Annotated in this window: 22 protein-coding genes; 15 read left to right on the forward strand and 7 right to left on the reverse strand. The window is 62.9% G+C overall.

Features of this window, described 5'->3' with window-relative positions; genetic code table 11:
* The first annotated feature begins 1 nt into the window (after window position 1).
* Window positions 2–550: a TPM domain-containing protein gene (locus tag PAN31117_RS14540; RefSeq protein ID WP_150738800.1), complete on the forward strand. Its 549-nt coding sequence runs from the start codon at window positions 2–4 to the stop codon at window positions 548–550.
* Window positions 551–563: 13 nt separating this feature from the next.
* The gene (gene ribD / locus PAN31117_RS14545; protein WP_150738801.1) at window positions 564–1,661 is read left to right on the forward strand and encodes a bifunctional diaminohydroxyphosphoribosylaminopyrimidine deaminase/5-amino-6-(5-phosphoribosylamino)uracil reductase RibD; all 1,098 of its coding nucleotides are present in this window, start codon (window positions 564–566) and stop codon (window positions 1,659–1,661) included.
* 119 nt (window positions 1,662–1,780) lie between these two features.
* Here ribD and PAN31117_RS14550 read toward each other — a convergent pair whose 3' ends face one another.
* The 3 genes from PAN31117_RS14550 to PAN31117_RS14560 are packed head-to-tail and all read right to left on the reverse strand — an operon-like array spanning window position 1,781 to window position 3,578.
* Window positions 1,781–2,542, reverse strand: a complete 762-nt coding sequence (locus PAN31117_RS14550; protein ID WP_039400294.1) for a 2-keto-4-pentenoate hydratase — start codon at window positions 2,540–2,542, stop codon at window positions 1,781–1,783.
* A complete protein-coding gene (locus tag PAN31117_RS14555) occupies window positions 2,539–3,369 on the reverse strand; it encodes a 2-keto-4-pentenoate hydratase (RefSeq protein WP_150738802.1) in 831 nt (276 codons plus the stop codon). The genes PAN31117_RS14550 and PAN31117_RS14555 overlap by 4 nt, the downstream gene beginning before the upstream one ends.
* A complete protein-coding gene (locus tag PAN31117_RS14560) occupies window positions 3,369–3,578 on the reverse strand; it encodes a tautomerase family protein (RefSeq protein WP_039400297.1) in 210 nt (69 codons plus the stop codon). Before PAN31117_RS14560 ends, PAN31117_RS14555 begins: the two co-directional genes overlap by 1 nt.
* 129 nt (window positions 3,579–3,707) lie before the next feature.
* Here PAN31117_RS14560 and PAN31117_RS14565 point away from each other — a divergent pair, with 129 nt between their 5' ends.
* The 6 genes from PAN31117_RS14565 to PAN31117_RS14590 all read left to right on the forward strand — a co-directional run bounded on the left by PAN31117_RS14565 (window position 3,708) and on the right by PAN31117_RS14590 (window position 9,972).
* The gene (locus tag PAN31117_RS14565) at window positions 3,708–4,613 is read left to right on the forward strand and encodes a LysR family transcriptional regulator (RefSeq protein ID WP_150577625.1); all 906 of its coding nucleotides are present in this window, start codon (window positions 3,708–3,710) and stop codon (window positions 4,611–4,613) included.
* Between the two features lie 470 nt (window positions 4,614–5,083).
* Window positions 5,084–6,196, forward strand: a complete 1,113-nt coding sequence (locus PAN31117_RS14570) for a branched-chain amino acid ABC transporter substrate-binding protein (RefSeq protein WP_095178473.1) — start codon at window positions 5,084–5,086, stop codon at window positions 6,194–6,196.
* Window positions 6,197–6,300: 104 nt separating this feature from the next.
* Complete coding sequence (livH, locus tag PAN31117_RS14575) at window positions 6,301–7,224, forward strand: high-affinity branched-chain amino acid ABC transporter permease LivH (protein ID WP_044454576.1); 924 nt, start codon at window positions 6,301–6,303, stop codon at window positions 7,222–7,224.
* 8 nt (window positions 7,225–7,232) lie between these two features.
* Window positions 7,233–8,507: a high-affinity branched-chain amino acid ABC transporter permease LivM gene (locus PAN31117_RS14580; RefSeq protein ID WP_150738803.1), complete on the forward strand. Its 1,275-nt coding sequence runs from the start codon at window positions 7,233–7,235 to the stop codon at window positions 8,505–8,507.
* Window positions 8,504–9,271: a high-affinity branched-chain amino acid ABC transporter ATP-binding protein LivG gene (livG, locus tag PAN31117_RS14585; RefSeq protein WP_150577623.1), complete on the forward strand. Its 768-nt coding sequence runs from the start codon at window positions 8,504–8,506 to the stop codon at window positions 9,269–9,271. The genes PAN31117_RS14580 and livG overlap by 4 nt, the downstream gene beginning before the upstream one ends.
* Window positions 9,271–9,972: an ABC transporter ATP-binding protein gene (locus PAN31117_RS14590; protein ID WP_039400315.1), complete on the forward strand. Its 702-nt coding sequence runs from the start codon at window positions 9,271–9,273 to the stop codon at window positions 9,970–9,972. Before livG ends, PAN31117_RS14590 begins: the two co-directional genes overlap by 1 nt.
* 114 nt (window positions 9,973–10,086) lie before the next feature.
* Here the strand turns inward: PAN31117_RS14590 and PAN31117_RS14595 are convergent, their stop codons facing one another.
* A complete protein-coding gene (locus PAN31117_RS14595; protein WP_150738804.1) occupies window positions 10,087–10,584 on the reverse strand; it encodes an SRPBCC family protein in 498 nt (165 codons plus the stop codon).
* Between the two features lie 2 nt (window positions 10,585–10,586).
* A complete protein-coding gene (locus tag PAN31117_RS14600) occupies window positions 10,587–10,919 on the reverse strand; it encodes an ArsR/SmtB family transcription factor (RefSeq protein WP_150738805.1) in 333 nt (110 codons plus the stop codon).
* A 145-nt stretch (window positions 10,920–11,064) separates the two neighbouring features.
* Here PAN31117_RS14600 and ribBA point away from each other — a divergent pair, with 145 nt between their 5' ends.
* The 4 genes from ribBA (at window position 11,065) to PAN31117_RS14620 (ending at window position 14,528) form a co-directional block, all read left to right on the forward strand.
* Window positions 11,065–12,186, forward strand: coding sequence for a bifunctional 3,4-dihydroxy-2-butanone-4-phosphate synthase/GTP cyclohydrolase II (gene ribBA, locus PAN31117_RS14605; protein WP_150738806.1), 1,122 nt, complete (start codon window positions 11,065–11,067; stop codon window positions 12,184–12,186).
* Between the two features lie 123 nt (window positions 12,187–12,309).
* Complete coding sequence (gene ribH, locus PAN31117_RS14610; protein ID WP_150738807.1) at window positions 12,310–12,825, forward strand: 6,7-dimethyl-8-ribityllumazine synthase; 516 nt, start codon at window positions 12,310–12,312, stop codon at window positions 12,823–12,825.
* Window positions 12,825–13,286, forward strand: coding sequence for a transcription antitermination factor NusB (nusB, locus tag PAN31117_RS14615; RefSeq protein WP_150738808.1), 462 nt, complete (start codon window positions 12,825–12,827; stop codon window positions 13,284–13,286). The genes ribH and nusB overlap by 1 nt, the downstream gene beginning before the upstream one ends.
* A gap of 39 nt (window positions 13,287–13,325) precedes the next feature.
* Window positions 13,326–14,528, forward strand: a complete 1,203-nt coding sequence (locus tag PAN31117_RS14620) for a pyridoxal phosphate-dependent aminotransferase (RefSeq protein ID WP_150738809.1) — start codon at window positions 13,326–13,328, stop codon at window positions 14,526–14,528.
* A gap of 154 nt (window positions 14,529–14,682) precedes the next feature.
* Here PAN31117_RS14620 and PAN31117_RS14625 read toward each other — a convergent pair whose 3' ends face one another.
* On the reverse strand, window positions 14,683–15,738 hold the full coding sequence (locus tag PAN31117_RS14625) for a lytic transglycosylase domain-containing protein (protein WP_150738810.1): 1,056 nt from the start codon (window positions 15,736–15,738) through the stop codon (window positions 14,683–14,685).
* Window positions 15,739–16,306: 568 nt separating this feature from the next.
* Here PAN31117_RS14625 and PAN31117_RS14630 point away from each other — a divergent pair.
* From PAN31117_RS14630 to PAN31117_RS14640, 3 genes are all read left to right on the forward strand, one after another.
* Window positions 16,307–17,857, forward strand: a complete 1,551-nt coding sequence (locus PAN31117_RS14630) for a UbiD family decarboxylase (RefSeq protein ID WP_150738811.1) — start codon at window positions 16,307–16,309, stop codon at window positions 17,855–17,857.
* Window positions 17,858–18,073: 216 nt separating this feature from the next.
* A complete protein-coding gene (locus PAN31117_RS14635) occupies window positions 18,074–19,582 on the forward strand; it encodes an NAD-dependent succinate-semialdehyde dehydrogenase (protein ID WP_150738812.1) in 1,509 nt (502 codons plus the stop codon).
* 406 nt (window positions 19,583–19,988) lie between these two features.
* On the forward strand, window positions 19,989–21,605 hold the full coding sequence (locus PAN31117_RS14640) for an APC family permease (RefSeq protein WP_150738813.1): 1,617 nt from the start codon (window positions 19,989–19,991) through the stop codon (window positions 21,603–21,605).
* Between the two features lie 74 nt (window positions 21,606–21,679).
* Here PAN31117_RS14640 and PAN31117_RS14645 read toward each other — a convergent pair whose 3' ends face one another.
* A complete protein-coding gene (locus PAN31117_RS14645) occupies window positions 21,680–23,596 on the reverse strand; it encodes a GGDEF domain-containing protein (RefSeq protein WP_246189087.1) in 1,917 nt (638 codons plus the stop codon).
* Between the last annotated feature and the right edge of the window lie 388 nt (window positions 23,597–23,984).

Genomic DNA, 23,984 nt, shown 5'->3' on the forward strand with positions numbered 1-23,984 from the left:
AATGACGACAGCACACGAACCGGCAGTCGCAATGCAACCGAAACCGCGCGACGTGTCGCGCTGGCTGCGTCACGCAGGCACGTGGCGGGCGCATGCCCGCTGGCTATTTCCCGACAACGCGCTCGACACGCTGGAAGCCTCGATCCGCGAATCCGAATCGGAGCATCGTTGTGAAATCCGGCTGGTGATCGAAGCGGCCATGCCGCTCGCCAATGTGTGGCGCGGCCAAACGTGCCGTCAACGCGCCGTTCAACTGTTTCACCATCTGGGTGTCGCGCACACCAGCGAGCGCACAGGCATACTGCTGTACATCAACATCGCCGATCACGATATCGAGCTGATCGCCGACAAGGGCGTCAATGCGCTGGTGGACGATGCCAAGTGGGAAGCCGTCGTGAAGCAGATGAGCGCCGGGTTTCGCGATGAACGCTACGTCCAGAGCGCGCTCGACGCACTGAACACCCTGCGCGGCATTGCGCGCGAATCCTTGCCAGCCCGTGCTGGCGCAGCCCCGGCCAATGCGCTGACCGACCGGCCGCTGATGCTCTGACGATCTCAGCCTCATGTTTTCCGATCAGGATTTTGACTACATGCGCCGCGCGCTGGCCCTGGCCGAGCGCGCGATGTTCACTACCACGCCGAACCCGCGCGTGGGCTGCGTCATCGTGCAGGACGGCCGTGTCATCGGTGAAGGTTTCACCCAGCCCGCCGGGCAGGATCACGCCGAAGTGCAGGCCATGAAGGACGCCCGTGTGCGCGGTGAATCGGTACGCGGCGCGACGGCCTACGTCACGCTGGAACCGTGCAGCCATTACGGTCGCACGCCGCCGTGCGCCAAAGGGCTTATCGAAGCGGGCGTGAAACGCGTGATCGCCGCCATGGAAGATCCGAACCCGCTCGTCGCCGGGCGCGGTCTGGGTATGCTGCGTGACGCCGGTATCGACGTGCGCTGCGGTTTGCTGGAGAACGAAGCACGCGAGATGAACATCGGCTTCATCGCCCGCATGACGCGAGGCACGCCTTGGGTTCGAATGAAAGTGGCCGCGAGCCTCGACGGCAAGACGGCGCTGCACAACGGCGTGAGTCAGTGGCTCACCGGCCCGGCTGCACGCGCTGACGGCCATGCATGGCGTGCACGCGCCTGCGCGATTCTCACGGGCATTGGCACCGTGCGTGAAGACGACCCGTCGCTGACCGTGCGCGACGTAGAAACGACACGTCAGCCGCTGCGCGTCGTCGTCGACTCCCGTCTGGACATCGCCCCGACCGCGAAGGTGCTGGCGGACGGCAACGCGCTCGTGGTCTGCGCCAACGGCGACGCGGATCGTGTGGCGCGGCTGCGCGACCTGGGCGTCGACGTGCTCGATCTGCCCAACGCCCACGGCAAGGTCGAATTGCCTGCGCTACTGCGTGCGCTGGGCGAGCGTCAGTTCAACGAAATCCACGTGGAAGCCGGTTACAAGCTCAACGGTTCGCTGCTGCGCGAAGGCTGCGTGGACGAACTGCTGACGTATTTCGCGCCGAGCATCGTCGGCGATGCGCAAGGCATGTTCAACCTGCCCGCCCTCACTTCGCTTGATGACAAACTCGCGCTGACGTTCACCGACGTACGCATGATCGAGACCGATCTGCGCGTGATGGCCCGGGTGAAGCGGGACTGACGCCCTGCCGGGATTCGTTGGACAGCAAAAACAAAAACGGGGCGTGCCGCGTGGCGCGCCCCGTTTTGCATGGCTCGGCGACACGGTGAAATGGCCCGCCGTGCCCGTCGTTCGATGTCTTAGACGTGGAAGCCCACGCGACCGAGCGATTCCATCTCGACCGACACATACTGCCCCGGCTGGATGTACTCGGCCGGTGTCGCGCCGCCCGCCATCACGATCCAGCCCGCCTGCAACGGCTCGCCGGCCGCCGCCGACAGACGCGCCGCCGCCACGAGCGAGCGCAGCGGATGGCCCAGCAGCGCCGCCGTCGAACCGACCTGCACAGTGCGGCCGTTGATCGACATCGCCAGCCCCAGATTCGAGAAGTCGACGTGTGGGCTATGCCACGCGCCGATCACGAAACCGCTGGACGAAGCGTTGTCGGCAATCACTTCCGGCAACGTGAACTTGAAGTCCTTGTAGCGCGAGTCGATGATCTCGATGGCCGGCGCAATTGCCTCGACTGCTGCCAGCGCCTGCGGCCCGGTGACGTTGCCTTCGAGCGGCTTCTTCAGAATGAAGGCAATTTCCGGCTCGACGCGCGGATGCACGTAACGCTTGAAGTCGATGGACGTGCCCTCTTCGATCTGCATGCCGGACGTCAGACGCCCCCAGATCACATCGGACAGCCCCATCTGAATCATCTTCGCGCGGCTGGTGAACCCCATCTTCACGCCGACGCGCGTCTCGCCACGCTCGGCGCGGCGCGCCAGCGAGGCGGCCTGAATGGCGTAGGCGTCGTCGAGCGACAGACGGTTATCGGTGTCGAACTGTTCGACTTCGTGGGCGAAATGCGCTGCGTCGTCGAGCAGCTTGGCGTAATCGTGGATGTGGCTCATCGTGCAGCCTCGCTGGCAGGTTCAAAGACGGCGCGGACCGAGCCCAGGCCATTGATGCGGGTCTCGAAAATATCGCCCGGGGTGACGGCGGCCATCGGCCCGAGGGCGCCCGAGAGCACCAGATCGCCCGCCTTGAGCGGCGTGCCCACCGCAGCCATCGTGCGCGCGAGCCACACAACGGCGTTGATCGGGCTACCCAGACAGGCCGCCCCTGCGCCGACCGAGACCGGCTCGCCACGACGCTCAAGCACCATGCCGCACATGCGGACGTCGAATTCCGAGAGCTTCTTCGGCGTGTTGCCGATCACATAAGCCGACGACGAGGCGTTATCGGCAATCGTGTCGGTAATACGGATATTCCAGTCGGCCACGCGGCTGCCGACGATTTCCAGCGCGGGCAGCGCGTACTCGATGGCATTGAGCACATCCAGCTGGCCCGGATGCTCGACGTTCAGATCACGGCCGATCACGAACGCAATCTCGGCTTCGATCTTCGGTTGCGTAAGGATCGAGGCAGGAATCGGTTCGCCGTCGCCATAGCCCATGTCGTCGAATAACAGGCCGAAGTCAGGCTGATCGACACCGAGTTGCTTCTGAACGGCGACCGACGTCAGGCCGATCTTGCAGCCGACGATACGGCGACCGGCCGCGAGGCGTCGTTCGGTGTTGATGCGCTGAATGGCGTAGGCGTCGTCGATGGTGAGCGGCGCGAACGTGTCGCGCAGCGGGGCGATGAAGCGGTGCGAGCGTTCGGCTTCGAGCAGCGCATCGGCGGCCTGCTGGAGACGCGCCTGTGTAGCGACGTCGCGTTGGATGGCGTTGCCCATTACGCACCCGCCTTGGCCGGTGCTGCCGGCTCGTCCTTCGTGCGCTCGCCCACCGCCCAGTGGGCGGCCGGCACCTGCGTCGCAAAGACGCGAATCGATTCGAGCGGTGCGCCGAGCGTCTCGTGCACGGTGCGCGCCACGGCCTTCACGCAGGCTTTGACGGCGGCGTCATCGCGGCCCTCGATCAGATTGATATGTACGATTGGCATGATGCTGTCTCCTGAAATGCTCGATAGAGCGGCTTCGTGCAGCCATAATGCGCGCGCGACGGGATACCGTCCAATACCAAATTTCCAGATTCCGATACTATTTCGGTATTGACATTGAGCATCTGGATCATGGACATCAAGCAAATGCGGTACTTCCTCGCGGTGGCGCAGGAAGGCCATTTCGGACGCGCCGCCGAACGGCTGAACATGGCGCAGCCGCCGCTCACCCGTCACATCCACGCACTGGAGGCGCAACTCGGCACCGCGCTCTTCGTGCGCACCCCCAAAGGCGCGACGCTGACCGCCGCCGGACAGACGCTGCTAGCCGAGGTACCGAACATCCTCTCGCTCACGCGCCGCGCGGAAGAACAGACGCGGCTGGCCGGTGACGGTTACATCGGGCGGCTCGATGTCGGCATCTTCAGTTCCGGCATTCTCAACGTGATCCCGCGGCTGCTCGCAGACTTCCACACCGAGCGCCCCGAAGTGAAGATCGGTCTGCACAACCTGTCGAAGACGGAACAGATCGCGGCACTGCGCGAGCGGCGCATCGCCATCGGCTTCAACCGGCTGATTCCGGACGAACCGGATCTTGTGGTGGACTGGATTCACCGCGAGCCGTTTCTCGTCGCGCTTTATGAAGGGCACCCGCTATGCAAGCGCGCATCGCTCACGCTCGCCGATCTAGATAACGAGCGGATGATTCTCTACCCGAACGCACCAGTGCCCGGACTCGCAGAAGAAGTGGCCGCCGCATTTCGCGCCGAGGGTGTGACGCTGCGCGTAGAGCAGGAGGTGGAGGATGTGGTGACGTCGATTGCACTCGTGGCGAGTCGCTTCGGCGTGTGCGTCACGACCGAGTCGGCCGCGAATCTGCGATTGCCCGGTGTGGTGTACCGGCCGTTGAAATCGCAGCGGCTGCGCTCCATCGAACTGAACTGCATGTACCGGCGCGACGACGATTCGCCGATTCTCGCCGCGTTTCTCGCGCTGATCCGCGCATCGCGCACCCGGCGTCACCCGCTGCCGATGTAAGGCTGGCGTCTATTCATGGATATATGCGCCCGGATACGGCAACACAGATGTCGTCATAGATGTGACCCGCCGAACCGGTGCGGCTGAATGCAAAGTGCCGACGATTGGATTTCAATACGCGCCGGATTGTATCCAAAATGTCCTGACGCCTATTTCGTCGCATCTATTCAACATGGCCCTCATTTGCAGACTCACGTGACATTCACCGATTTTCCAATCTGCGTAGTACTACGGAGAATCGCTGTGACGACTCTTATTTTTTTCTTATGACCCTTTTGAAACCCTTTATCCATGCGGGTTTTCGGGGGACTCAGGATACCTGTTTCTATTAAAGAGCGTATTACGCTACTATGGCGCATCGTTCAGGCCGCCAGCGGTTTGAAGGATCCAATACCGACCAGGTTTAGCAGTCGATTAAGGCTACCGCACCACGGGGTAGTCAAAAAATACAAATCAAGGAGATGTCCACAATGCAGTTTCGTCACAAATCCCTGTTCGTTGCCGCTGCTCTCGCCCTCCTCGGAACGGCTGCCAATGCAGAGACCGTCAAGATCGCCATCGCCGGCCCGTTCAGCGGCTCGGTTGCTCAGTACGGCGACATGGTCAAGGCCGGTGCGCTGACCGCGATTGAAGAAGTCAACGCAGCTGGCGGCGCGAACGGCAACAAGCTCGAAGCCGTGTTCATGGATGACGCATGCGAGCCGAAGCAGGCTGTCGCCGTCGCCAACAAGATCGTCAGCCAGAAGATCAAGTATGTGATCGGTCACGTGTGCTCGGGCTCGACGATCCCGGCATCGGACATCTACGAAAACGAAGGCGTCGTGATGATCACGCCGTCGGCCACTGCACCGCAACTGACCGAAGGCAAGAAGCGCCACTTCATCTTCCGTACGATCGGCCGTGACGACCAGCAAGGTCCGGCAGCCGCTCAGTACATCATCAACAAGGTCAAGCCGAAGAAGGTTGCCGTGCTGCACGACAAGCAGTCGTACGGTCAGGGTATCGCCACGTCGGTGAAGAAGGACCTCGACGCCGCCAAGGTGCCGGTCGTGCTGTTCGAAGGCATCAACGCTGGCGACTCGGACTACTCGGCTGTCATTACCAAGCTCAAGGCGCAAGGCGTGGACTTCGTCTACTTCGGCGGCTACCACCCGGAAATGGGTCTGCTGCTGCGTCAGGCACGTGAGCAAGGCGTGAAGGCCACGTTCATGGGACCGGAAGGCGTGGGCAACAAGGACGTGACGGCTATCGCCGGTCCGGCTTCGGAAGGCATGCTCGTGACGCTGCCGGCCGACTTCGCTGCCGACCCGGCCAACGCCAAGCTGGTGAAGGCCTTCGCCGACGCCAAGCGCGATCCGAACGGTCCGTTCCAGATGCCGGCCTACACGGGCGTGCAACTGATCGCCAAGAGCATCGCCGGCGCGAAGAGCACCGACTCGGAAAAGGTGGCGAAGTACCTCCACGCCAACACGTTCGACACGCCGATCGGCAAGGTGGCTTATGACGCTGCCGGCGATCTGAAGTCGTTCAAGTTCGTGGTCTTCACCTGGCACAAGGACGCTACCAAGACCGCAGCCAACTGATTCCCTGACGCTTTACCGGCCAGCGAATCACCCCCAGCCGCCCGCCGACCCCGGCGGGCGGCTCGCATTCGCGCTCGGCCCCCGCTAGTCGCGAGGCTTCCCGCATGAACGAATTTTTCCCACAGCTTGCCCAGCAACTGGTCAATGGCCTGACGCTGGGCGCGATCTACGCGCTGATTGCCATTGGCTACACAATGGTCTACGGCATCATCGGCATGATCAACTTTGCCCACGGCGAGATCTATATGATCGGCGCCTATGTCGGGCTTGTCACACTGACTGCAATCGGAACGGCGGCGGGCTACCCCTTGCCGCTCGTGCTGGGCGCAGCGCTGCTGGTATCGGTGCTGGTCACGGGCCTTTACGGCTTCGCGATCGAGCGGGTGGCGTATCGCCCGCTGCGCGGCGGACCTCGTCTCGGACCGCTGATCTCCGCGATCGGTATGTCCATCTTCCTGCAGAACTACGTGCAGATCGGTCAGGGCGCACGCGATGTTTCGGTGCCGATGCTGATCTCCGGCGCCATCGATATTCCGATGGGCGACTTCACCGTGACGATTCCCTACGCTCGCATGCTGATCGTGGGCGTGACGGTGGCACTGATGATTCTGCTCACGCTGTTCATCGCTAACTCGCGTATGGGCCGCGCCTGCCGTGCCTGCGCCGAGGACATGCGCATGGCCAACCTGCTCGGCATCGATACGAATCGCGTGATCTCGTTCACGTTCATTCTCGGTGCCATGCTCGCGGCCGTGGGCGGCGTGCTGATCGGCCTGACCATCGGCAAGCTCAATCCGTACATCGGCTTCATCGCCGGCATCAAGGCCTTTACGGCAGCGGTGCTGGGCGGTATCGGCAGCATTCCCGGCGCAATGCTGGGCGGCGTGTTGCTGGGCCTGGCGGAGACGCTCGCCTCGGGCTACATGCCCTCCGAGTACAAAGACATCGTGGCGTTCTGCCTGCTGGTGCTGGTGCTGCTGTTCCGCCCGACCGGCCTGCTGGGCAAGCCTGACGTCGAGAAAGTCTGAGGTCGACCATGACACAACAACTCACCATGAAGTCCGGCGCCGCCAACCGCGCGCCGGCAGGAGAGACGCTCAAGGGTGCGGTCATTGCCGCAATCGTGACGATCATCCTCACGGCCCCCATCCTGGGCCTGCAACTGAAGCTCGACGGCTACAAGGTTGTGCTCGAACAGCATTGGCGTCCGGTGTGGATCGCGACCGCCGTCGTGTTCGTGTTCCAGTTGATCAAGCCGTTCCTGATCCGCACCAAGCGCGCGGTGAAGCTGCCGACGATGCCCACGATGGGGCGTCGTCAGCAACTGACCGCCATGTGGGTACTGCTCGCCGTCGGTCTCGTGTGGCCGTTCGTCGGTTCGCGCGGTGCGGTGGACGTCGCGACGCTTGCGCTCATCTACTGTGTGCTGGGTCTTGGCCTGAACATCGTCGTGGGCTTCGCCGGTCTGCTCGATCTGGGCTATGTCGGCTTCTATGCCGTCGGCGGTTACACGTACGCGCTGCTCAATCAGTACTTCGGTCTGACCTTCTGGGAATGCCTCCCGCTCGCCGCACTGATGTCAGCGACGTTCGGCTTCCTGCTGGGCTTCCCGGTGCTGCGTCTGCGCGGTGACTATCTCGCCATCGTGACGTTGGGCTTCGGCGAAATCATTCGCCTGCTGCTCAATAATCTGACGAGCCTGACCGGCGGTCCCGACGGCGTGTCGGGCATTCCGAAGCCCAGCGTGTTCGGCTTCGAGATGGCGCGCTCGTCGAGCGTGGAAGGGGCGAAGACATTCCATGAACTGATCGGGCTGGATTACAGCGGCGGTCATATGGTGATCTGGCTGTATCTGCTCGCGTTCGCGCTGGTCGGCTTCACGCTGTTCGTCACGAGCCGCCTGATCCGCATGCCGATCGGTCGCGCATGGGAAGCCCTGCGCGAAGACGAAATCGCCTGCCGCTCGCTCGGTCTGAACCCCACGCGCATCAAGCTCTCGGCATTCACGCTGGGCGCATCGTTCGCGGGTCTGGCCGGGGCGTTCTTCGCTGCGCGTCAGGGGCTGGTCACGCCGGAATCGTTCACGTTCATCGAATCGGCGCTGATTCTCGCCGTGGTGGTGCTCGGCGGCATGGGCTCACAGATCGGTGTGATTCTCGCGGCCATCCTGCTGACGATTCTGCCCGAAGTGGCACGTGACTTTGCCGAGTACCGCATGCTGATCTTCGGTCTGGTGATGGTGCTGATGATGATGTGGCGTCCGCAAGGTCTGCTGCCCGCCACCCGCCCGCATGTGGAGTTGCCGCAATGAGTGCAGAACTGTTGAAACTCTCCGGCCTTCAGATGCGCTTCGGCGGTCTGCTGGCTGTCGACGGCGTCGAGTTCGACGTCCGCAAGAACGAAGTCTTCGCGATTATCGGTCCGAATGGCGCAGGCAAGACGACCGTCTTCAACTGCGTGGGCGGCTTCTACCGTCCCACGGGCGGATCGATCGTGCTTGACGGCAACGACATCACCGGCTTGCCGAGCCATATGGTGGCGCGTCGCGGTCTGGTGCGCACGTTCCAGAACATTCGTCTGTTCCGTCAGTTGACGGTGGTGGAGAACCTGCTCGTCGCGCAGCACATGACCGTGCACACCGGTTTTCTGCAAGGGCTGCTCTCGACGGGCGCGTTTCGTCGCTCGGAGCGCACGGCGCTTGAACGCGCGAAGATGTGGCTCGATCGTCTGGGTCTCACGCCGGTCGCCAACCGCGAAGCCGGCACGCTGTCATACGGCCACCAGCGCCGCCTCGAGATCGCACGATGCATGATCACCGAGCCGCGTCTGCTGATGCTCGACGAACCGGCAGCCGGCCTGAACCCGCAGGAGAAGGTCGAGCTGCAGCAACTCGTGGACAACCTGCGTAACGAGTTCGGCATTTCGGTGCTGCTCATCGAGCACGACATGAGTCTTGTGATGGGCGTCTCCGACCGGATTCTCGTGATGGAACACGGCAAGCCGATCATGACCGGCAAGCCCGACGAGGTGCGCAACGACCCGCGCGTCATCAAGGCCTACCTCGGGGAGGAATAATGCTCAAGCTGGAACAGATCCACACCCATTACGGGGCCGTCGAGGCGCTCTCGGGCGTGTCCATCGAAGTGAACAAGGGCGAGATCGTCACGCTCATCGGCAGTAACGGTGCTGGCAAGACCACGCTGATGATGACCGTGTGCGGCACGCCCCGTGCATCGAGCGGTCGCGTGATGTTCGAGGGCAACGACATCACCAACCGTCCAACGCACGAAATCATGCGCATGGGCATGGCGATTTCGCCAGAAGGCCGTCGCGTGTTTCCGAGCCTGACGGTCATCGAGAACCTGAAGATGGGCGGCTTCTTCGCGTCCAAAGACGAAATCGATGCAGGCATGGATCACGTCTTCAAGCTGTTCCCCCGGCTCGCACAGCGTGGCAAACAGCGCGCGGGCACGATGTCCGGCGGCGAACAGCAGATGCTCGCCATCGGGCGCGCGTTGATGAGCCGTCCGCGTCTGTTGTTGCTCGATGAACCGACACTCGGCCTCGCACCGCTCGTGATCGCGCAGATCTTCGACATTATTCGTGCGATTCGCGAAGAAGGCGTGACGGTGTTTCTGGTGGAGCAAAACGCGAACAAGGCGCTGCACGTGGCCGACCGCGGTTACGTGCTCGAAACCGGGCGCGTCGTGCTCGCCGATTCGGCCGACAATCTGCTCGCAAACGACGACATCAAGCGCGCTTATCTGGGCGCCTAAGTCGCCGGTCATTCGGCCATCGCTCAGGCGTGCGTGACGAGCAAAGAAAAAGGGGATGTGCTTTCGGGCACATCCCCTTTTTTCATACGTCTGCGGCCGATGACTTCAGCCGGGTTACTTCATCAGATCGACCAGTTGATCCAGCGCCTTGCCCCAGCCGTCGTGGAAGCCCATGGCCTCGTGCTGTGCGCGCGTGGCTTCGTTGCCGTGCATGGCAATCGCCGTGTAGCGCGTGCCCTTGCCTTGCGTCTCCATCAGCACGGCGGCGGTGAACTGAAAGCCACCGTGTTCAGCCACCGGCGCAGGCGCGGGACGGAAGCCGGGCAGCACCGCGTTCGTCCATACGAGCCGCGAATTTTCAACCACTTCCAGATAGCAGCCGACGTTCGGAAACTGCTGCCCTTCCGGCGAGCGCATGACGGTGTGAAACAGACCGCCCGGACGCAGATCGATTTCGCACTCGACCGTTTGCCAGGGCGCAGGCGTGAACCACTTCTTGAGATGTTCCGGCTGCGTCCACGCGGCCCAGACGCGCTCGCACGGCACGTCGACATAGCGCTCCAGCACCAGGTCCAGCTTCGGGTCCACCGAGAACAGGTTGGGTTGGCTCATCGTCACGTCTCCTTCATCTGCAATAGATAGTTATCGAGTTGGTCGAGGCGGCGCGTCCACTTGTCACGCTGCAACTGGAGCCAATCCTGTGCGCCCGCCAGCGTTTCGGTCTCCAGCGCGTAAGTCCGCACGCGTCCGGTCTTGCGCGAGACGACCAGCCCGCTCTCCTCCAGCACGCTCAGATGCTGCGAGAAGGACGGCAGCGCCATCGAAAACGGACGCGCCAGTTCGCTCACGGACGCCGGGCCCAGCGTCAGGCGCTCAACGACCGCACGACGTGTGGGATCGGATAGCGCCTGAAATATCCGATCGAGGGGAATGGATTGGTTAGTCATATGCCTAACTATAGTCACCACATTCACTTAGGTCAATGCCTTTGTATTGACGCTTTTCCGTTGTCCGATGCGCTAGATCGGACGCAGCCGCGCACCGGCTTGGCGTAGAATAGAGCCTTTCCAAATCGAGCCCCGCGTTGCCGCTATGCCGTTGGCCACTACAGAAGAAATCATTGCCGAGCTCAAGGCCGGCCGCATGGTTGTCCTCGTTGACGAGGAAGATCGTGAAAACGAAGGCGACCTGGTCATGGCAGCCGAATTCGCAACGCCCGAAGCCATCAACTTCATGGCGAAGTACGGTCGTGGCCTGATTTGCCTCACGCTCACGCAAGCGCGCTGCAAACAGCTCAACCTGCCGCTGATGACGTATCGTAACGGCACGCAGTACGGCACGGCGTTCACGCTGTCGATCGAAGCGGCCGAAGGCGTGACCACGGGCATCTCCGCCGCCGACCGCGCCCATACGGTGAAGACAGCGATTTCGCGCGACGCCCGTCCCGAAGATATCGTCCAGCCGGGTCACGTGTTCCCGATCATGGCGCAACCCGGCGGCGTGCTGGTGCGCGCCGGTCACACCGAAGCCGGTTGCGACCTGACGGCGATGGCCGGCCTCACGCCTGCGGCCGTCATCTGCGAGATCATGAACGACGACGGCACGATGGCGCGTCTGCCGCAGTTGCTGGAGTTCGCCGAGCAGCACAGCATCAAGATCGGCACCATCGTCGATCTCATCCACTATCGCAGCCGTACCGAATCGATGATCGAGACGGTGTCGTCGCGCGAGATGCAAACGGCATGGGGCCCCTTCCAGGCCACGCTCTATCGCGACAAGCCGAGCGGCAATCCGCATCTGGCGCTGGTGCGTGGCGTGCCGTCGCCCGACGAAGAGACGCTGGTGCGCGTGCACGAGCCGCTGTCGGTGATGGACCTGCTGGAGACCGGCGTGTCGACCCACTCGTGGACGCTGGGCGGCGCGATGAAGGCGATTGCCGAAGAAGGCAAAGGTGTAGTCGTGCTGCTGAACTGCGTCGAGACACCCGAGCATCTGTTCAACCAGTTCGAAGCCCTCGACGAAACCGAGAAGGCCGCACGCGCCAAGCGCCGCCCGGTGGACTTCCGTACGCACGGCGTTGGCGCGCAGATCCTGCGTGAGCTGGGTGTCGGTAAAATGCGAGTCCTGTCGAGTCCGCGCAAGATTCCCAACATGGCAGGCTATGGCCTTGAGGTCACCGGTTTCCAACCGATGCCCGGCGCCGCGACTGCCTGAGTTACCTTGTATCGGCGTCCCGTCTTTGGCGGGGCGTCATCTTGCCGAGCATTGCCTGTCTCGGGCATGTCGGCATAACGTTGGCCGCACCGCCTGGACGGTACTTTTTTGAGGAAGCCCATTATGGAAATCGGACAATACCAGCCGGAACTCGACGGTGAAGGCCTACGCGTGGGCATCGTGCAAGCACGATTCAACGACGCGGTCTGCACCGCGCTGCGCGCCGCAGCCGTGGCCGAACTCGACCGCCTTGGCGTCGACGGCGAAGACGTCTTGCTGGTGACGGTGCCCGGCGCGCTGGAAATTCCGCTGGCATTGCAGAAGATGGCCGAAAGCGGGCAGTTCGACGCGCTCATCGCGCTCGGCGCGGTGATCCGTGGCGAGACGTATCACTTTGAGCTGGTGTCGAACGAAAGCGGCGCCGGCATTACGCGCATCGGTCTGGATTTCGGCATCCCCATCGCTAACGCGGTGCTGACGACCGAAAACGACGAACAGGCCGAAGTGCGCGCCGCCGAGAAGGGTCGCGATGCGGCTCGCGTGGCGGTGGAAATGGCCAATCTGCTCGAAGCCATCGACATGTTGAGTGGCGACGATGCAGAAGATGAAGACGAAGACGAAGAAGAGGAAGATCGGTAATGAAGAGTGCACGGCGCCGCGCGCGCGAATTTGCGCTGCAAGGAGTGTATCAATGGCTGATTTCGCGCGGCCACGCGAGTGAGATCGATGCTCACCTGCGCTCCACCCCTGGCTACGACAAGGCGGATCAGGCCCTGCTGGAAGCTGTTCTGTACGGCAGCATCCGCGAAGCCGACGCCCTGTCGGAGCAACTCCAGCCGCATCTGGACAGACCGGCAGCGCAGCTGTCGCCGATCGAACATGCCGCGCTCATCGCGGGTGCGTACGAACTGATTCATCTTCAGGACGTGCCGTACCGTGTGGTGATCAACGAGGCGGTCGAAGTCGTGAAGACGTTCGGCGGACCGGACGGTCACCGTTTCGTGAACGGCGTGCTCGACAAGTTCGCCGCCGAGGTTCGTCCGGCTGAGGTCGCAGCCAACCGCAATGGCGGCAACGGCGGTCGCGGCAAGAGCGCCTGACGTTCCAACGTACGTAAGCCCCCCCGTCCTCCCCCCGATATGGACCGCATGCCCAACCTCGCTTCCGCGCTGACACTGGCGCAACGTGTCGACGACATCGCCCCTTTTCACGTGATGGAGTTGGCCAAGCAGGCCGCGTTGCGTGAGAAGGCGGGGCACCATGTGATCCACATGGGGATTGGGGAGCCGGATTTCACGGCCCCCGAAGCGGTCATCGAGGCTGCGGCGAAAGCCATGCGCGACGGCCGGACGCAATACACCAGCGCGATGGGCGTTCCCGCGCTGCGCGAAGCCATTTCCGGCTACTACCGTAGTTTTTACGGGGTGGAGGTCGATCCGTCGCGCATCGTTGTGACGGCCGGCGCCTCGGCTGCGCTCGTGCTGGCCTGTGCAGCGCTCGTGGGGGTGGGCGACGAAGTGCTGATGCCGGACCCCTGCTATCCGTGCAACCGTCACTTCGTGTCGACGTTCGACGGCAAGCCGGTGCTGATTCCGTCGGGTCCGGCGGAGCGTTTCCAGCTTACGGCTGAGCGCATCGAATCCCATTGGGGGCCGAAGACGAAGGGTGTACTGCTCGCGTCGCCATCGAATCCGACGGGCACGTCCATCGAGACCGACGAACTTGCACGTATTGTGAAGACGGTGCGCGCGCGTGGCGGCTTCACGCTCGTCGACGAGATCTATCAGGGGCTGTCGTATGACGGCAAGCCGACGACCGCGCTGAGCTTCGGCGACGACGTGCTGGTCGTGAGCAGCTTCTCGAAGTACTTCAACATGACGGGGTGGCGTCTGGGCTGGCTGGTGGTGCCGCCGTCTCTGGTGCCGACGTTCGAGAAGCTTTCGCAGAATCTGTTCATCTGCCCGTCGGCGGTGGCGCAGCATGCTGCAACGGCATGTTTCCTCCCCGAAACGCTGGCGATTTACGAAACTCGCAAGGAAGCGTTCCGCCAACGTCGCGATTACGTTGTGCCTGCGCTGGAGCGCCTGAGCTTCAAGGTGCCGGTCATGCCGGACGGCGCGTTCTACGTCTACGCCGACTGCACGGGTGTCCCGCATGCGCACGCTGGCGATAGCGACCGTCTCACGCAAGCGCTGCTTCAGCAGGCCGATGTCGTGCTGGTGCCCGGCCTCGACTTCGGGTTCGCCGAGCCACGTCACTACATCCGCTTGTCGTACGCCACGTCGCTCGAACAGCTTCACGAGGCGATGGACCGGATCGGCAGAGTCTTCACGTCAGGCTGAGCGGTTTTCCTCGCGCCAAAACAAAAAACCCATCGAAGCGATTCGATGGGTTTTTTGTTGGCTGCGCAGTGCGTCTCTATATATAGATAGCCTTGCTGGCCGATGGATGCGCCGGCCGTGGCGCATCGCGAGGTCGTCGGCAGATGCCGATCGTTCAGGCTGCCGTGCTGTCGTCCGCTTCGAGCGGCTTGGCAGCCGCGGCCGCCTTGCCGTTCGAGTTCGACGCTGCAGGCGCAGGAGCCGATTCCGTCGGGTCGGCCGACTTGCCGGTCGAAACCGGCTTCGCAACCGGCTTGGCCGAGCTGACGATCACCGGCGCTTGCGGCTCGTTCGGCGAGACCTTGCGTCCCATGGTCACACCACGCAGACGGTCGCGCTCGGCGAGCACCTTCGCACCATAGCCACCGTCACCGGCGCTGGTCGATCCGACATACAGACGCAGACCGCCCGCGAGCGAACCGCCACGTGCGATGCATTCCTTCAGGATCAGTGCACCGACCTTGATATTGGCCAGCGGATGCAACGCAGCTTCCGGACCGCCGAAGTATTCGAGCTTGTCCTGATGCACTTTCGACATGACCTGCATGAGGCCCTGCGCACCAACGGTGCTCTCGGCATACGGGTTGAAACCCGATTCGATGGCCATCACGGCGAGCAGCAACAGCGGATCGAGTCCGACTTCCTTGCCCGTAGAGTAAGCCGCGCGCACGAGGTTGCCCGTCACGTCGCCCGCCACGCGATAGCGGCGTGCGAGATAGTCGGCAACGGCGATCTGCTCACGCGTATCGAGCACCTTGGTGGCGCGCGCATCGGCCGCCACACGCTGGTTCGGAATATATGCGGCGAGGACAGCGGCCGACGGCACATGCTGCGCCGCTTGCGCCATCATCGTCGAATCCGACGCCGTGCCCTGTGCGACGATGCCGCCGCTGGCGCCTTGGCCGGCCGCGTTGGCCGTACCCGTGGCTGCCTCAAGCAGCGGACCCACGCGCGACGCCATATCGGCGCGCCACGTCGGTCGGGCCCACAGCGCCAGCGTACCAACCACGGCAACCAGACCGACCGCGCTGGACGTATACAGTCCAACACGACCGCCGTGCCAGGCAAGGCGACGCCAATCGCGGCGAGCCAAGGCTACCGTTGCCGCGCCGCGCGCGCGAAGCGCACCGAACACGGCCAGTAGCCAGGGTGATAAACCAGACTTCTTCATACTACGTACTCCGGTTACGCCGTCACCACGGGGTGGCCCCGGGGCGTAAGGAAGTAAGCCGGTATGCCCGCCAGGCATCCCGTCAAGCGCTTACTTACGGCATATGGAAAGAGGCGGTGCATCGTGTTGTCATGGACGATGCCGCTACCGCCGCAGCGCGCCGACCTGTTCAGGTCTCTGGCGCTGACGAGCTATCGCTCGCGCTGCTTCCTAAAACACTGGTTTCCCGACCTCGGTGAGAAAACCAGCCACTGAAAATCCACGTCGATGTTGTAGTTGTCGCTAAGCTCGAGCGGGTCGGCCTACCCGTCATCGAAGCCGCCTTTCTGGATTCAACGGGCGGATTGTAGCAGTGATATATAAACCGTCAATACTATTAACACTAAAAATCATTACTAAAAGTAATTTGTAACGCCTGTTTTGCCGTGACGTTTTACCGCCTTGGCCGGTAAAATGCCCTGCCCCACCCCGCGTTTACAAGGGTGTCACCCCGACTTTCACGCGATTCAAACGCCCGTTCGATCCGACCGTATGAATTTCGTAAAAATTTTTGGTAACGGTTTGTTTCATGAAATATCTCGATCTTCGTGACTTCACCGCGCAACTGGAGCGATCCGGCCAGCTTCGTCGCGTAGACGTGCCGGTCTCGCCGGTGCTTGAGATGACAGCGCTGGCCGACCGCGTACTCAAAGCCGGCGGCCCGGCTCTGTGGTTCGAGCGACCGACCGGCCATGACATGCCCGTGCTCGCCAACTTGTTTGGCACCCCTGAACGAGTGGCACTGGGGATGGGTGTCGAAGACGGCGAGAACGCCCTGAGCTCGCTGCGCGATATCGGCCGTCTTCTCTCGACGCTCAAGGAACCCGAGCCGCCGCGCGGGCTGAAGGACGCAGGCAAGTTGCTCGGCATGGCCAAGGCCGTGTGGGACATGGCCCCGAAAGAAGTCAGCAGCCCGGTGTGTCAGGAGATCGTCTGGGAGGGCGACGACGTCGACCTCTCCCGCCTTCCGATCCAGACCTGCTGGCCCGGCGATGCGGCGCCGCTGATTACTTGGGGACTGGTTATCACCAAGGGCCCGCATCGTAGACGTCAGAACCTCGGCATCTACCGTCAACAGGTCATCAGCCGCAACGAAGTCATCATGCGCTGGCTCGCGCATCGCGGCGGCGCGCTGGATTTCCGCGAGTTCGCGCAGGCGAATCCGGGCAAGCCGTTCCCGATTGCCGTCGCCCTTGGGGCCGACCCGGCGACCATGCTCGGCGCAGTCACGCCAGTCCCCGACACGCTCTCCGAGTATCAATTTGCTGGATTGTTGCGCGGCAGCCGTACGGAATTGGCCAAGTGCGTGACGCCCGGATTGGAGTCGCTGCGCGTGCCCGCCCGCGCCGAGATCGTGCTGGAAGGCTTCATTTACCCGTCCGAACAACCGCCTGTCGTGCCCGAAGGCGCACCGCCACCTCCCTCGCGGGGTGCGACCGCCGGTTACGAACACGCGCTCGAAGGCCCCTACGGCGATCACACCGGCTACTACAACGAGCAAGAGTGGTTCCCGGTGTTCAAGATCGAGCGCATTACGATGCGCCGCAACGCCGTCTATCACTCGACCTACACGGGCAAGCCGCCCGACGAACCGGCTGTCCTGGGTGTGGCCTTGAATGAAGTCTTCGTGCCTCTGCTGCAAAAGCAATTCCCGGAAATCACCGACTTCTATTTGCCGCCCGAGGGTTGCAGCTACCGGATGGCCATCGTCCAGATGAAGAAGGCTTATCCAGGGCATGCCAAGCGGGTGATGTTCGGCGTGTGGAGCTTTCTGCGCCAGTTCATGTATACGAAATTCATCGTCGTGGTGGACGAAGACGTCGACATCCGCGACTGGAAGGAGGTCATCTGGGCGATCACGACACGCGTCGACCCGACGCGCGACACCACGCTCGTCGACCAGACCCCTATCGACTATCTCGATTTCGCCTCGCCCAAGGCCGGGCTGGGCTCGAAGATGGGGATCGACGCGACCAACAAGTGGCCGGGCGAAACTTCGCGCGAGTGGGGGCGTCCGATCGAAATGACCGCCGACGTCGACGCGCGCATGGCTGCTCTATATAAGGATCTCGGCCTGTAAAACGGGCCTCCGATCCTGCGTCATGCCGAACGCCGGTGGCCATCAGGCTGCCGGCGTTTGTGTTTGCGCGCAATGCACGCTGCGAGTCACGAACCTTCTCCATCAATAGAGTAAGCTGGCACCCGAAAGACAGATAAGCCGTATCCATTTCCGTCCCCCGGGTCGGTGCGCCCCCCCCCCCCGAGCGCACCGACCGGCCATCGAAAGGAGCTAATCGTGTCCTCATCCACTACCTCCCGCGCCTCCCACGCGTCAGCCAAGTCGCATCCCGCGCTGGCCCGTCTCAAAGATCCCGACCTGCTCAAGTTCAACGCCTACATCGACGGCGACTGGACGCAAGCCGACTCCCACGCCACCTTCTCGGTCAACGATCCGGCCACCGACGCCGAAATCGCTCAGGTGGCCGATCTCGGCGCGAAGGAAACCGAGCGAGCACTCGTCGCCGCCGAAGCCGCGCTGCCCGAGTGGCGCGGCAAGACCGGCAAGGAACGCGCCCGCATCATGCGTCACTGGTTCGATCTCATCATGGCGGCGCAGGACGACCTCGGTGCCATCATGACGGCCGAACAAGGCAAGCCGCTGGCCGAAGCCAAGGGTGAGGTGGCGTACGGCGCATCGTTCATCGAGTGGTTCGCCGAGGAAGCCAAACGTATCGACGGCGACGTGCTCGCTTCGCCCGAAGGCGGCAAGCGCCTGCTGGTGCTCAAACAACCCATCGGCGTGTGCGCGTCCATCACGCCGTGGAACTTCCCCATCGCAATGATCACGCGCAAGATCGCACCGGCCATTGCCGCGGGCTGCACCATCGTTGTCAAACCGGCCCGTCTCACGCCGCTGTCTGCGTTGGCGCTGGCCGAACTGGCCGACCGCGCCGGATTGCCCAAGGGCGTGTTCAATGTCGTGACGTCGAAAAATTCGTCGGACGTGGGCAACGTGCTGACGTCCAGCCCGCGCGTACGCCATCTCTCCTTCACAGGCTCGACGCCGGTCGGCGCGAAGTTGATGGAGCAATGCGCGTCCACCATCAAGAAGGTGGCGCTCGAACTCGGGGGTCTCGCGCCGTTTCTGGTGTTCGACGACGCGGACGTCGATGCCGCCGTCGAAGGCTGCATCGCATCCAAATTCCGCAATGCGGGACAAACGTGCGTCTGCGCCAACCGCATCTACGCACAAGACGGGATTTACGACGCCTTCGTCGAAAAGCTCACTGCTGCGGTGAGCCGCCTGCGCGTGGGCAATGGCTTCGAGCCGGGCGTGGCGATCGGCCCGCTCATCGAAGACGCCGCCATCGCCAAGGTCGAGCGTCACGTCGAGGACGCAGTCGCCAAGGGTGGACGCGTCACCGTCGGCGGCAAGGTGCTGCACGGCCGCTTCTTCGAGCCGACCGTCGTGGCCGACGCCAGCGCCGACATGCTGGTGGCGCAGGAGGAAACGTTCGGCCCAGTCGCGCCCGTCTTCCGCTTCAAGGACGAAGCCGACGGCATCCGGCTGGCGAACGCATCCGACTTCGGACTTGCGTCATATTTCTTCGCGCGCGACGTAGGCCGCGTATGGCGCGTGGCCGAGGGCATCGAGGCTGGCATGGTCGGCATCAACACCGGCCTCATCTCGAACGAAGTCGCACCATTCGGTGGCGTCAAGCAGTCCGGACTGGGCCGTGAAGGGTCGAAATACGGCATCGACGAGTACCTTGAGATGAAGTATCTCTGTCTCGCCGGGATGTGAAATACATCTGACCCTTTAACAATTTGTAATAGTTGCTTTCCCACGGCGTGAGCCGCGCCGTGACTGGGTTGCGCGCATTTCGACCTAACGTCGCCGAACCGGACGCCATCGTGGAAACGTTACAAAGTCCCACAGAGGCGGTCCGGCTCGGGTAGAATCGCGCTTTTTTCGCGAACCCCGACTCCGACCCCAATTCGGCCGACACATGGGCCAGTTGCGGTGTGACGTCGGAAGCCGGTGCGGTGTCGCGAAGCCGATCAACAGAAGTCGCGTCCGTCAGCGCCTCCCCCGCGCCGTCATGCTCCTTGTGATGGCGACGGCCTGACTGCCGTGTCCGCCCTCGCGCAATGCATCGCCCGCTCCCTGCGGGCGTCCGCTTGTCCCCCCGGGCGTGGAGTAGACATCTATGGATAACAATCAATCCCTCATGCGCAACATCGGGCCGTTCGCCCTGATGTTGACCGGTCTCGGCTCGATCATCGGCTCCGGCTGGCTGTTCGGTGCCTGGAAAGCCGCCAAGATCGCCGGACCTGCGGCCCTTTTCGCCTGGCTTATCGGCGCTGTCGTGATTCTCGCCATTGCCCTCACGTACGCCGAACTCGGCGCGATGTTCCCCGAGTCGGGCGGCATGGTGCGCTACTCCCGTTACTCGCACGGCAGTCTCGTCGGCTTTATCGCCGCCTGGGCTAACTGGATCGCCATCGTGTCGGTGATTCCGATCGAAGCCGAAGCGTCGATCCAGTACATGAGCACGTGGCCTTACGATTGGGCGCACGCCTTGTTCGTGGACGGCACACTCACCACGAGCGGGCTGGTGCTATCCGCCCTGCTCGTGATCGTCTACTTCATGCTGAACTACTGGGGCGTGAAGCTGTTCGCACGCGCGAACACGGCGATCACGCTCTTCAAGTTCGCGATTCCCGCGCTGACCATCGCCGGTCTGATGATTGCAGGCTTCCATCCGGGCAATTTCAACATCGCCGAGCATGGCGGCTTCGCGCCGAACGGCATGTCGGCGGTGCTGACTGCCGTCGCCACGTCAGGCATCGTGTTCGCGTTCAATGGCTTCCAAAGTCCCGTGAACCTTGCCGGTGAGGCGCGCGATCCGGGCCGCAGCATTCCGTTTGCGGTCGTCGGCTCGATCCTGCTCGCGACCGTCATCTATCTGTTGCTGCAAGTCGCGTACATCGGCGCGCTCTCGCCGGAGCAACTCGCGGGCGGCTGGCACATGGTGAGCTTCAGCTCGCCGTTCGCCGAACTGGCGATTGCGCTGGGCCTGAACTGGCTGGCGATCGTGCTGTACTTCGACGCGTTCCTGAGCCCGAGTGGCACGGGCACGACGTACATGGCCACCACGAGTCGCATGATTTACGCGATGGAGCGCAACCGCACATTGCCCGCCATCTTCGGTCGTGTGCACCCGCTGTACGGTGTGCCGCGTCAGGCGATGTGGTTCAACCTCGCGATCTCGTTCATCTTCATGTTCTTCTTCCGCGGCTGGGACTCGCTGGCCGCCGTGATCTCGGTGGCGACCGTGATTTCGTACCTCACCGGCCCGATCAGCGTGATGTCGCTGCGTCGTTCTGCACCGGAGATGCACCGCCCACTGCGCCTGCCGGGCCTGTCGCTGATCGCGCCGTTCGCGTTCGTCTGCGCCTCGCTGATCCTGTATTGGGCGCGTTGGCCGCTGACCGGCCAGATCATTGTGCTGGTGGTCGTGGCGCTGCCGGTCTACTTCTACTATCAGGCGAAGGACAACTGGGAAGGTTTCGGACGCGACCTCAAGGCCTCGTGGTGGTTGATCGGCTATCTGCCGTGCATGGCGCTGTGCTCGTATATCGGCAGCAAGGAATTCGGTGGTCTCGGTCTGCTGCCTTACGGCTGGGACATGCTCATCGTGGCGGTGCTGTCGCTCGCGTTCTATCACTGGGGTGTGAAGGCTGGCTGGCGCACCCCGTACCTGTCGGAAGAGCGTGAAAACGACGCCGCCAGCATGGAAGGTATGCCTGCGCTGTCGCACTAAGCTTTAAGCTGCTTCAAACGAAAAGCCCGCCGATTGGCGGGCTTTTTCTATGTGACGAAGCGCCGCCGAGCGGCTTACCGATGCGCCCGACGCCGCTCGATGAACAGGCTGTTGCCGAGCGCGCGCTTGGCCATCTTCTTGGCATCGGCAGCAGCGGCCGAGACTTCCACGTGTGACGGGAAGCTCTCCGGCGTGACCGCAACCACGCCAATCGACAGACTCGTGATCGGATGGAAGATGACCATGCCGCGACGATCCTCCGCCTCGAACCCGCCAGCAGCAATCTGATCCGGGTGGAAGTACTCCGTCACCGCCTCACCAAAACGCGTGAGCGCTTCGCGGCACCGGGCCTCCCAATCAGGGCTGCGAAACAGAATCAGGAAATCGTCGCCGCCGATGTGTCCGAGGAAATCGCGCTCGGGATTGCGCACCGCCATCAGCACGCGCGCGACCAGTTGAATCAGGTCGTCGCCGCGACGATAGCCGAACACGTCGTTAAACGGCTTGAAGTTGTCCAGGTCGACATAGCAGGCGTGGAACGACTGACGCTCCCCGATCATGCGATCCATGTAGTCGTCGATGGGCACGTTGCCCGGCAGTAGCGTCAGCGGGTTGGCATAGCGCGCCGCATCCAGTTGCATATCGGTGATGTGACGCATCAGCGCATGCCCCTGCGCCACACCGAAATAACGCCCCTGATCCGTGACGATGAAACCGGCCGCGATCTGACGACTCGCCCCTTCGGCAATCATCCGACTCAGATCCTCGACGCGCGCCGCCTTGTCGAACGTCAGCGGACGCGGCTCCATCACGGCCGAGCACGGCTTGCGTCCGTACAACTCGCGCGTGAACGGTCGTGCAAAGCGCCCGATCAGCGACGCCCGTCCAATCAGCCCGACGGCGCGCTCGCGCTCCACCACCGGCAACACTTCCAGCGCGGGATCGCTCTCGAAGCGCGCCACGACATCCTCGCTGCGCGTGTCCGGCGAGACGGGCGCGACGTAGGACGCAATGCGCTCCAGCGTCACATTACCCGCCCCCAACTGACTCGGTTGCTGATGGACGTAAGCACGGCGCTCATTCACCACTTCCTGCACGTTCGCCGTGATGGCGCGCTGCGGCTGCGCTTCCGGCCGCGCAATGAAATACCCCTGCCCAAGGAAAATGCCCAGATCGCGCACGACCTGAAGCTCCTCGGCATGCTCGATGCCTTCTGCAATGACGCGCGTGCCACTTGTCTCCGCAATCTGGCGCATCGAGCGCACAAACTGAAGTTTGACGGTGTCGGCATCGATGCCGTCGACGAAATGCCGGTCAATCTTGACGTAATCGGGCCGCAGCTCTGACCACAGACGCAGGCTCGCGTAGCCCTCGCCCATGTCATCGAGCGCTACTTCGAAGCCTAGCGCACGGTAGGCAGCAAGCGACGCACGCGTGCTCGCCAGGTCCAGCGTCGGCGCGTGTTCCGTGAGTTCCAGCACCACGCGCTCCGGCGCGAGCCGGAACGACTGAAGCATGGCGAACGTCTCGTCCAGCCCCAGCGATTCGCTCACGCCACCGCCAGGATGCGCACGCGTGACCGGACCGATGTTCAGGAACAGACGTTCAGGCAAGTCCTGCTCGACGAACCCGCGCAGCACCGTACGTCGACAGGCGAGTTCGAGAGGCCCGCTCACGCCGTGACGCCGCGCCGCAGCGAACAACGCCATCGGCGAATGAATCGACGTGCCCGCAGGCCCGCGCACCAGACCTTCATAACCCGCGACTTCGGACGTCCGGAAATCGACGATCGGCTGGAACACACAGGTCAGGCCGATGCCTTCACACAGTTCGGCGAGCAGCGACGCTTCGTCGGGTTCGACGTAGGGACTCGAAGCGGAGGGCGAAGTAGAGAGCGCGGAAGCTGGCTGCGCATCGCGCGCTGTCGCGGGAGCGCCAAAGCGATCCTGCGGACGTATCCCGGCAACTGCGGCAGGCGGGAGAGGGTTCAACTGAGACTCCGTATGTCGGTGCGGCGCGCCGGCATCATGCAAACAGCTGTACGTTATGCGGGCATGTGTCGGGCACACTCATGCGCACCGGGGGCATCTTTACTTCGATGTGCCCCGATGAGGTCTCACCCGTTCCCCGTGTTTCACGTGCGGTCGCTGCTCTTTGGCCCATATCCGCGTCTTGTGACGGTGCCCGCGGGCACCCTCTTTTACTTGGCACTCAGGCTATCGCCGTTATTTGACAAAACCGTGACAGCACCGGAATTGCAACAAATGTCGACGCAGCACTCGCGCCCGTCTCCCGTCACGCGGGAATCCGTAGCCTGATGAAGAGATTCGCGTCGCACAAGGACGAAAAAAAACGGCAACGCGCCAAAGCGTTGCCGTC

Source organism: Pandoraea anapnoica (assembly GCF_902459765.1).
GTDB classification, from domain to species: domain Bacteria; phylum Pseudomonadota; class Gammaproteobacteria; order Burkholderiales; family Burkholderiaceae; genus Pandoraea; species Pandoraea anapnoica.

What these genes read in the sequence shown, in the direction of transcription:
- PAN31117_RS14540 (WP_150738800.1), top strand. Translation starts at nt 2, where the DNA reads ATGACGACAGCACACGAACCGGCAGTCGCAATGCAACCGAAACCGCGC.
- ribD (WP_150738801.1), top strand. Translation starts at nt 564, where the DNA reads ATGTTTTCCGATCAGGATTTTGACTACATGCGCCGCGCGCTGGCCCTG.
- PAN31117_RS14550 (WP_039400294.1), bottom strand. Translation starts at nt 2,542, where the DNA reads ATGAGCCACATCCACGATTACGCCAAGCTGCTCGACGACGCAGCGCAT.
- PAN31117_RS14555 (WP_150738802.1), bottom strand. Translation starts at nt 3,369, where the DNA reads ATGGGCAACGCCATCCAACGCGACGTCGCTACACAGGCGCGTCTCCAG.
- PAN31117_RS14560 (WP_039400297.1), bottom strand. Translation starts at nt 3,578, where the DNA reads ATGCCAATCGTACATATCAATCTGATCGAGGGCCGCGATGACGCCGCC.
- PAN31117_RS14565 (WP_150577625.1), top strand. Translation starts at nt 3,708, where the DNA reads ATGGACATCAAGCAAATGCGGTACTTCCTCGCGGTGGCGCAGGAAGGC.
- PAN31117_RS14570 (WP_095178473.1), top strand. Translation starts at nt 5,084, where the DNA reads ATGCAGTTTCGTCACAAATCCCTGTTCGTTGCCGCTGCTCTCGCCCTC.
- livH (WP_044454576.1), top strand. Translation starts at nt 6,301, where the DNA reads ATGAACGAATTTTTCCCACAGCTTGCCCAGCAACTGGTCAATGGCCTG.
- PAN31117_RS14580 (WP_150738803.1), top strand. Translation starts at nt 7,233, where the DNA reads ATGACACAACAACTCACCATGAAGTCCGGCGCCGCCAACCGCGCGCCG.
- livG (WP_150577623.1), top strand. Translation starts at nt 8,504, where the DNA reads ATGAGTGCAGAACTGTTGAAACTCTCCGGCCTTCAGATGCGCTTCGGC.
- PAN31117_RS14590 (WP_039400315.1), top strand. Translation starts at nt 9,271, where the DNA reads ATGCTCAAGCTGGAACAGATCCACACCCATTACGGGGCCGTCGAGGCG.
- PAN31117_RS14595 (WP_150738804.1), bottom strand. Translation starts at nt 10,584, where the DNA reads ATGAGCCAACCCAACCTGTTCTCGGTGGACCCGAAGCTGGACCTGGTG.
- PAN31117_RS14600 (WP_150738805.1), bottom strand. Translation starts at nt 10,919, where the DNA reads ATGACTAACCAATCCATTCCCCTCGATCGGATATTTCAGGCGCTATCC.
- ribBA (WP_150738806.1), top strand. Translation starts at nt 11,065, where the DNA reads ATGCCGTTGGCCACTACAGAAGAAATCATTGCCGAGCTCAAGGCCGGC.
- ribH (WP_150738807.1), top strand. Translation starts at nt 12,310, where the DNA reads ATGGAAATCGGACAATACCAGCCGGAACTCGACGGTGAAGGCCTACGC.
- nusB (WP_150738808.1), top strand. Translation starts at nt 12,825, where the DNA reads ATGAAGAGTGCACGGCGCCGCGCGCGCGAATTTGCGCTGCAAGGAGTG.
- PAN31117_RS14620 (WP_150738809.1), top strand. Translation starts at nt 13,326, where the DNA reads ATGGACCGCATGCCCAACCTCGCTTCCGCGCTGACACTGGCGCAACGT.
- PAN31117_RS14625 (WP_150738810.1), bottom strand. Translation starts at nt 15,738, where the DNA reads ATGAAGAAGTCTGGTTTATCACCCTGGCTACTGGCCGTGTTCGGTGCG.
- PAN31117_RS14630 (WP_150738811.1), top strand. Translation starts at nt 16,307, where the DNA reads ATGAAATATCTCGATCTTCGTGACTTCACCGCGCAACTGGAGCGATCC.
- PAN31117_RS14640 (WP_150738813.1), top strand. Translation starts at nt 19,989, where the DNA reads ATGGATAACAATCAATCCCTCATGCGCAACATCGGGCCGTTCGCCCTG.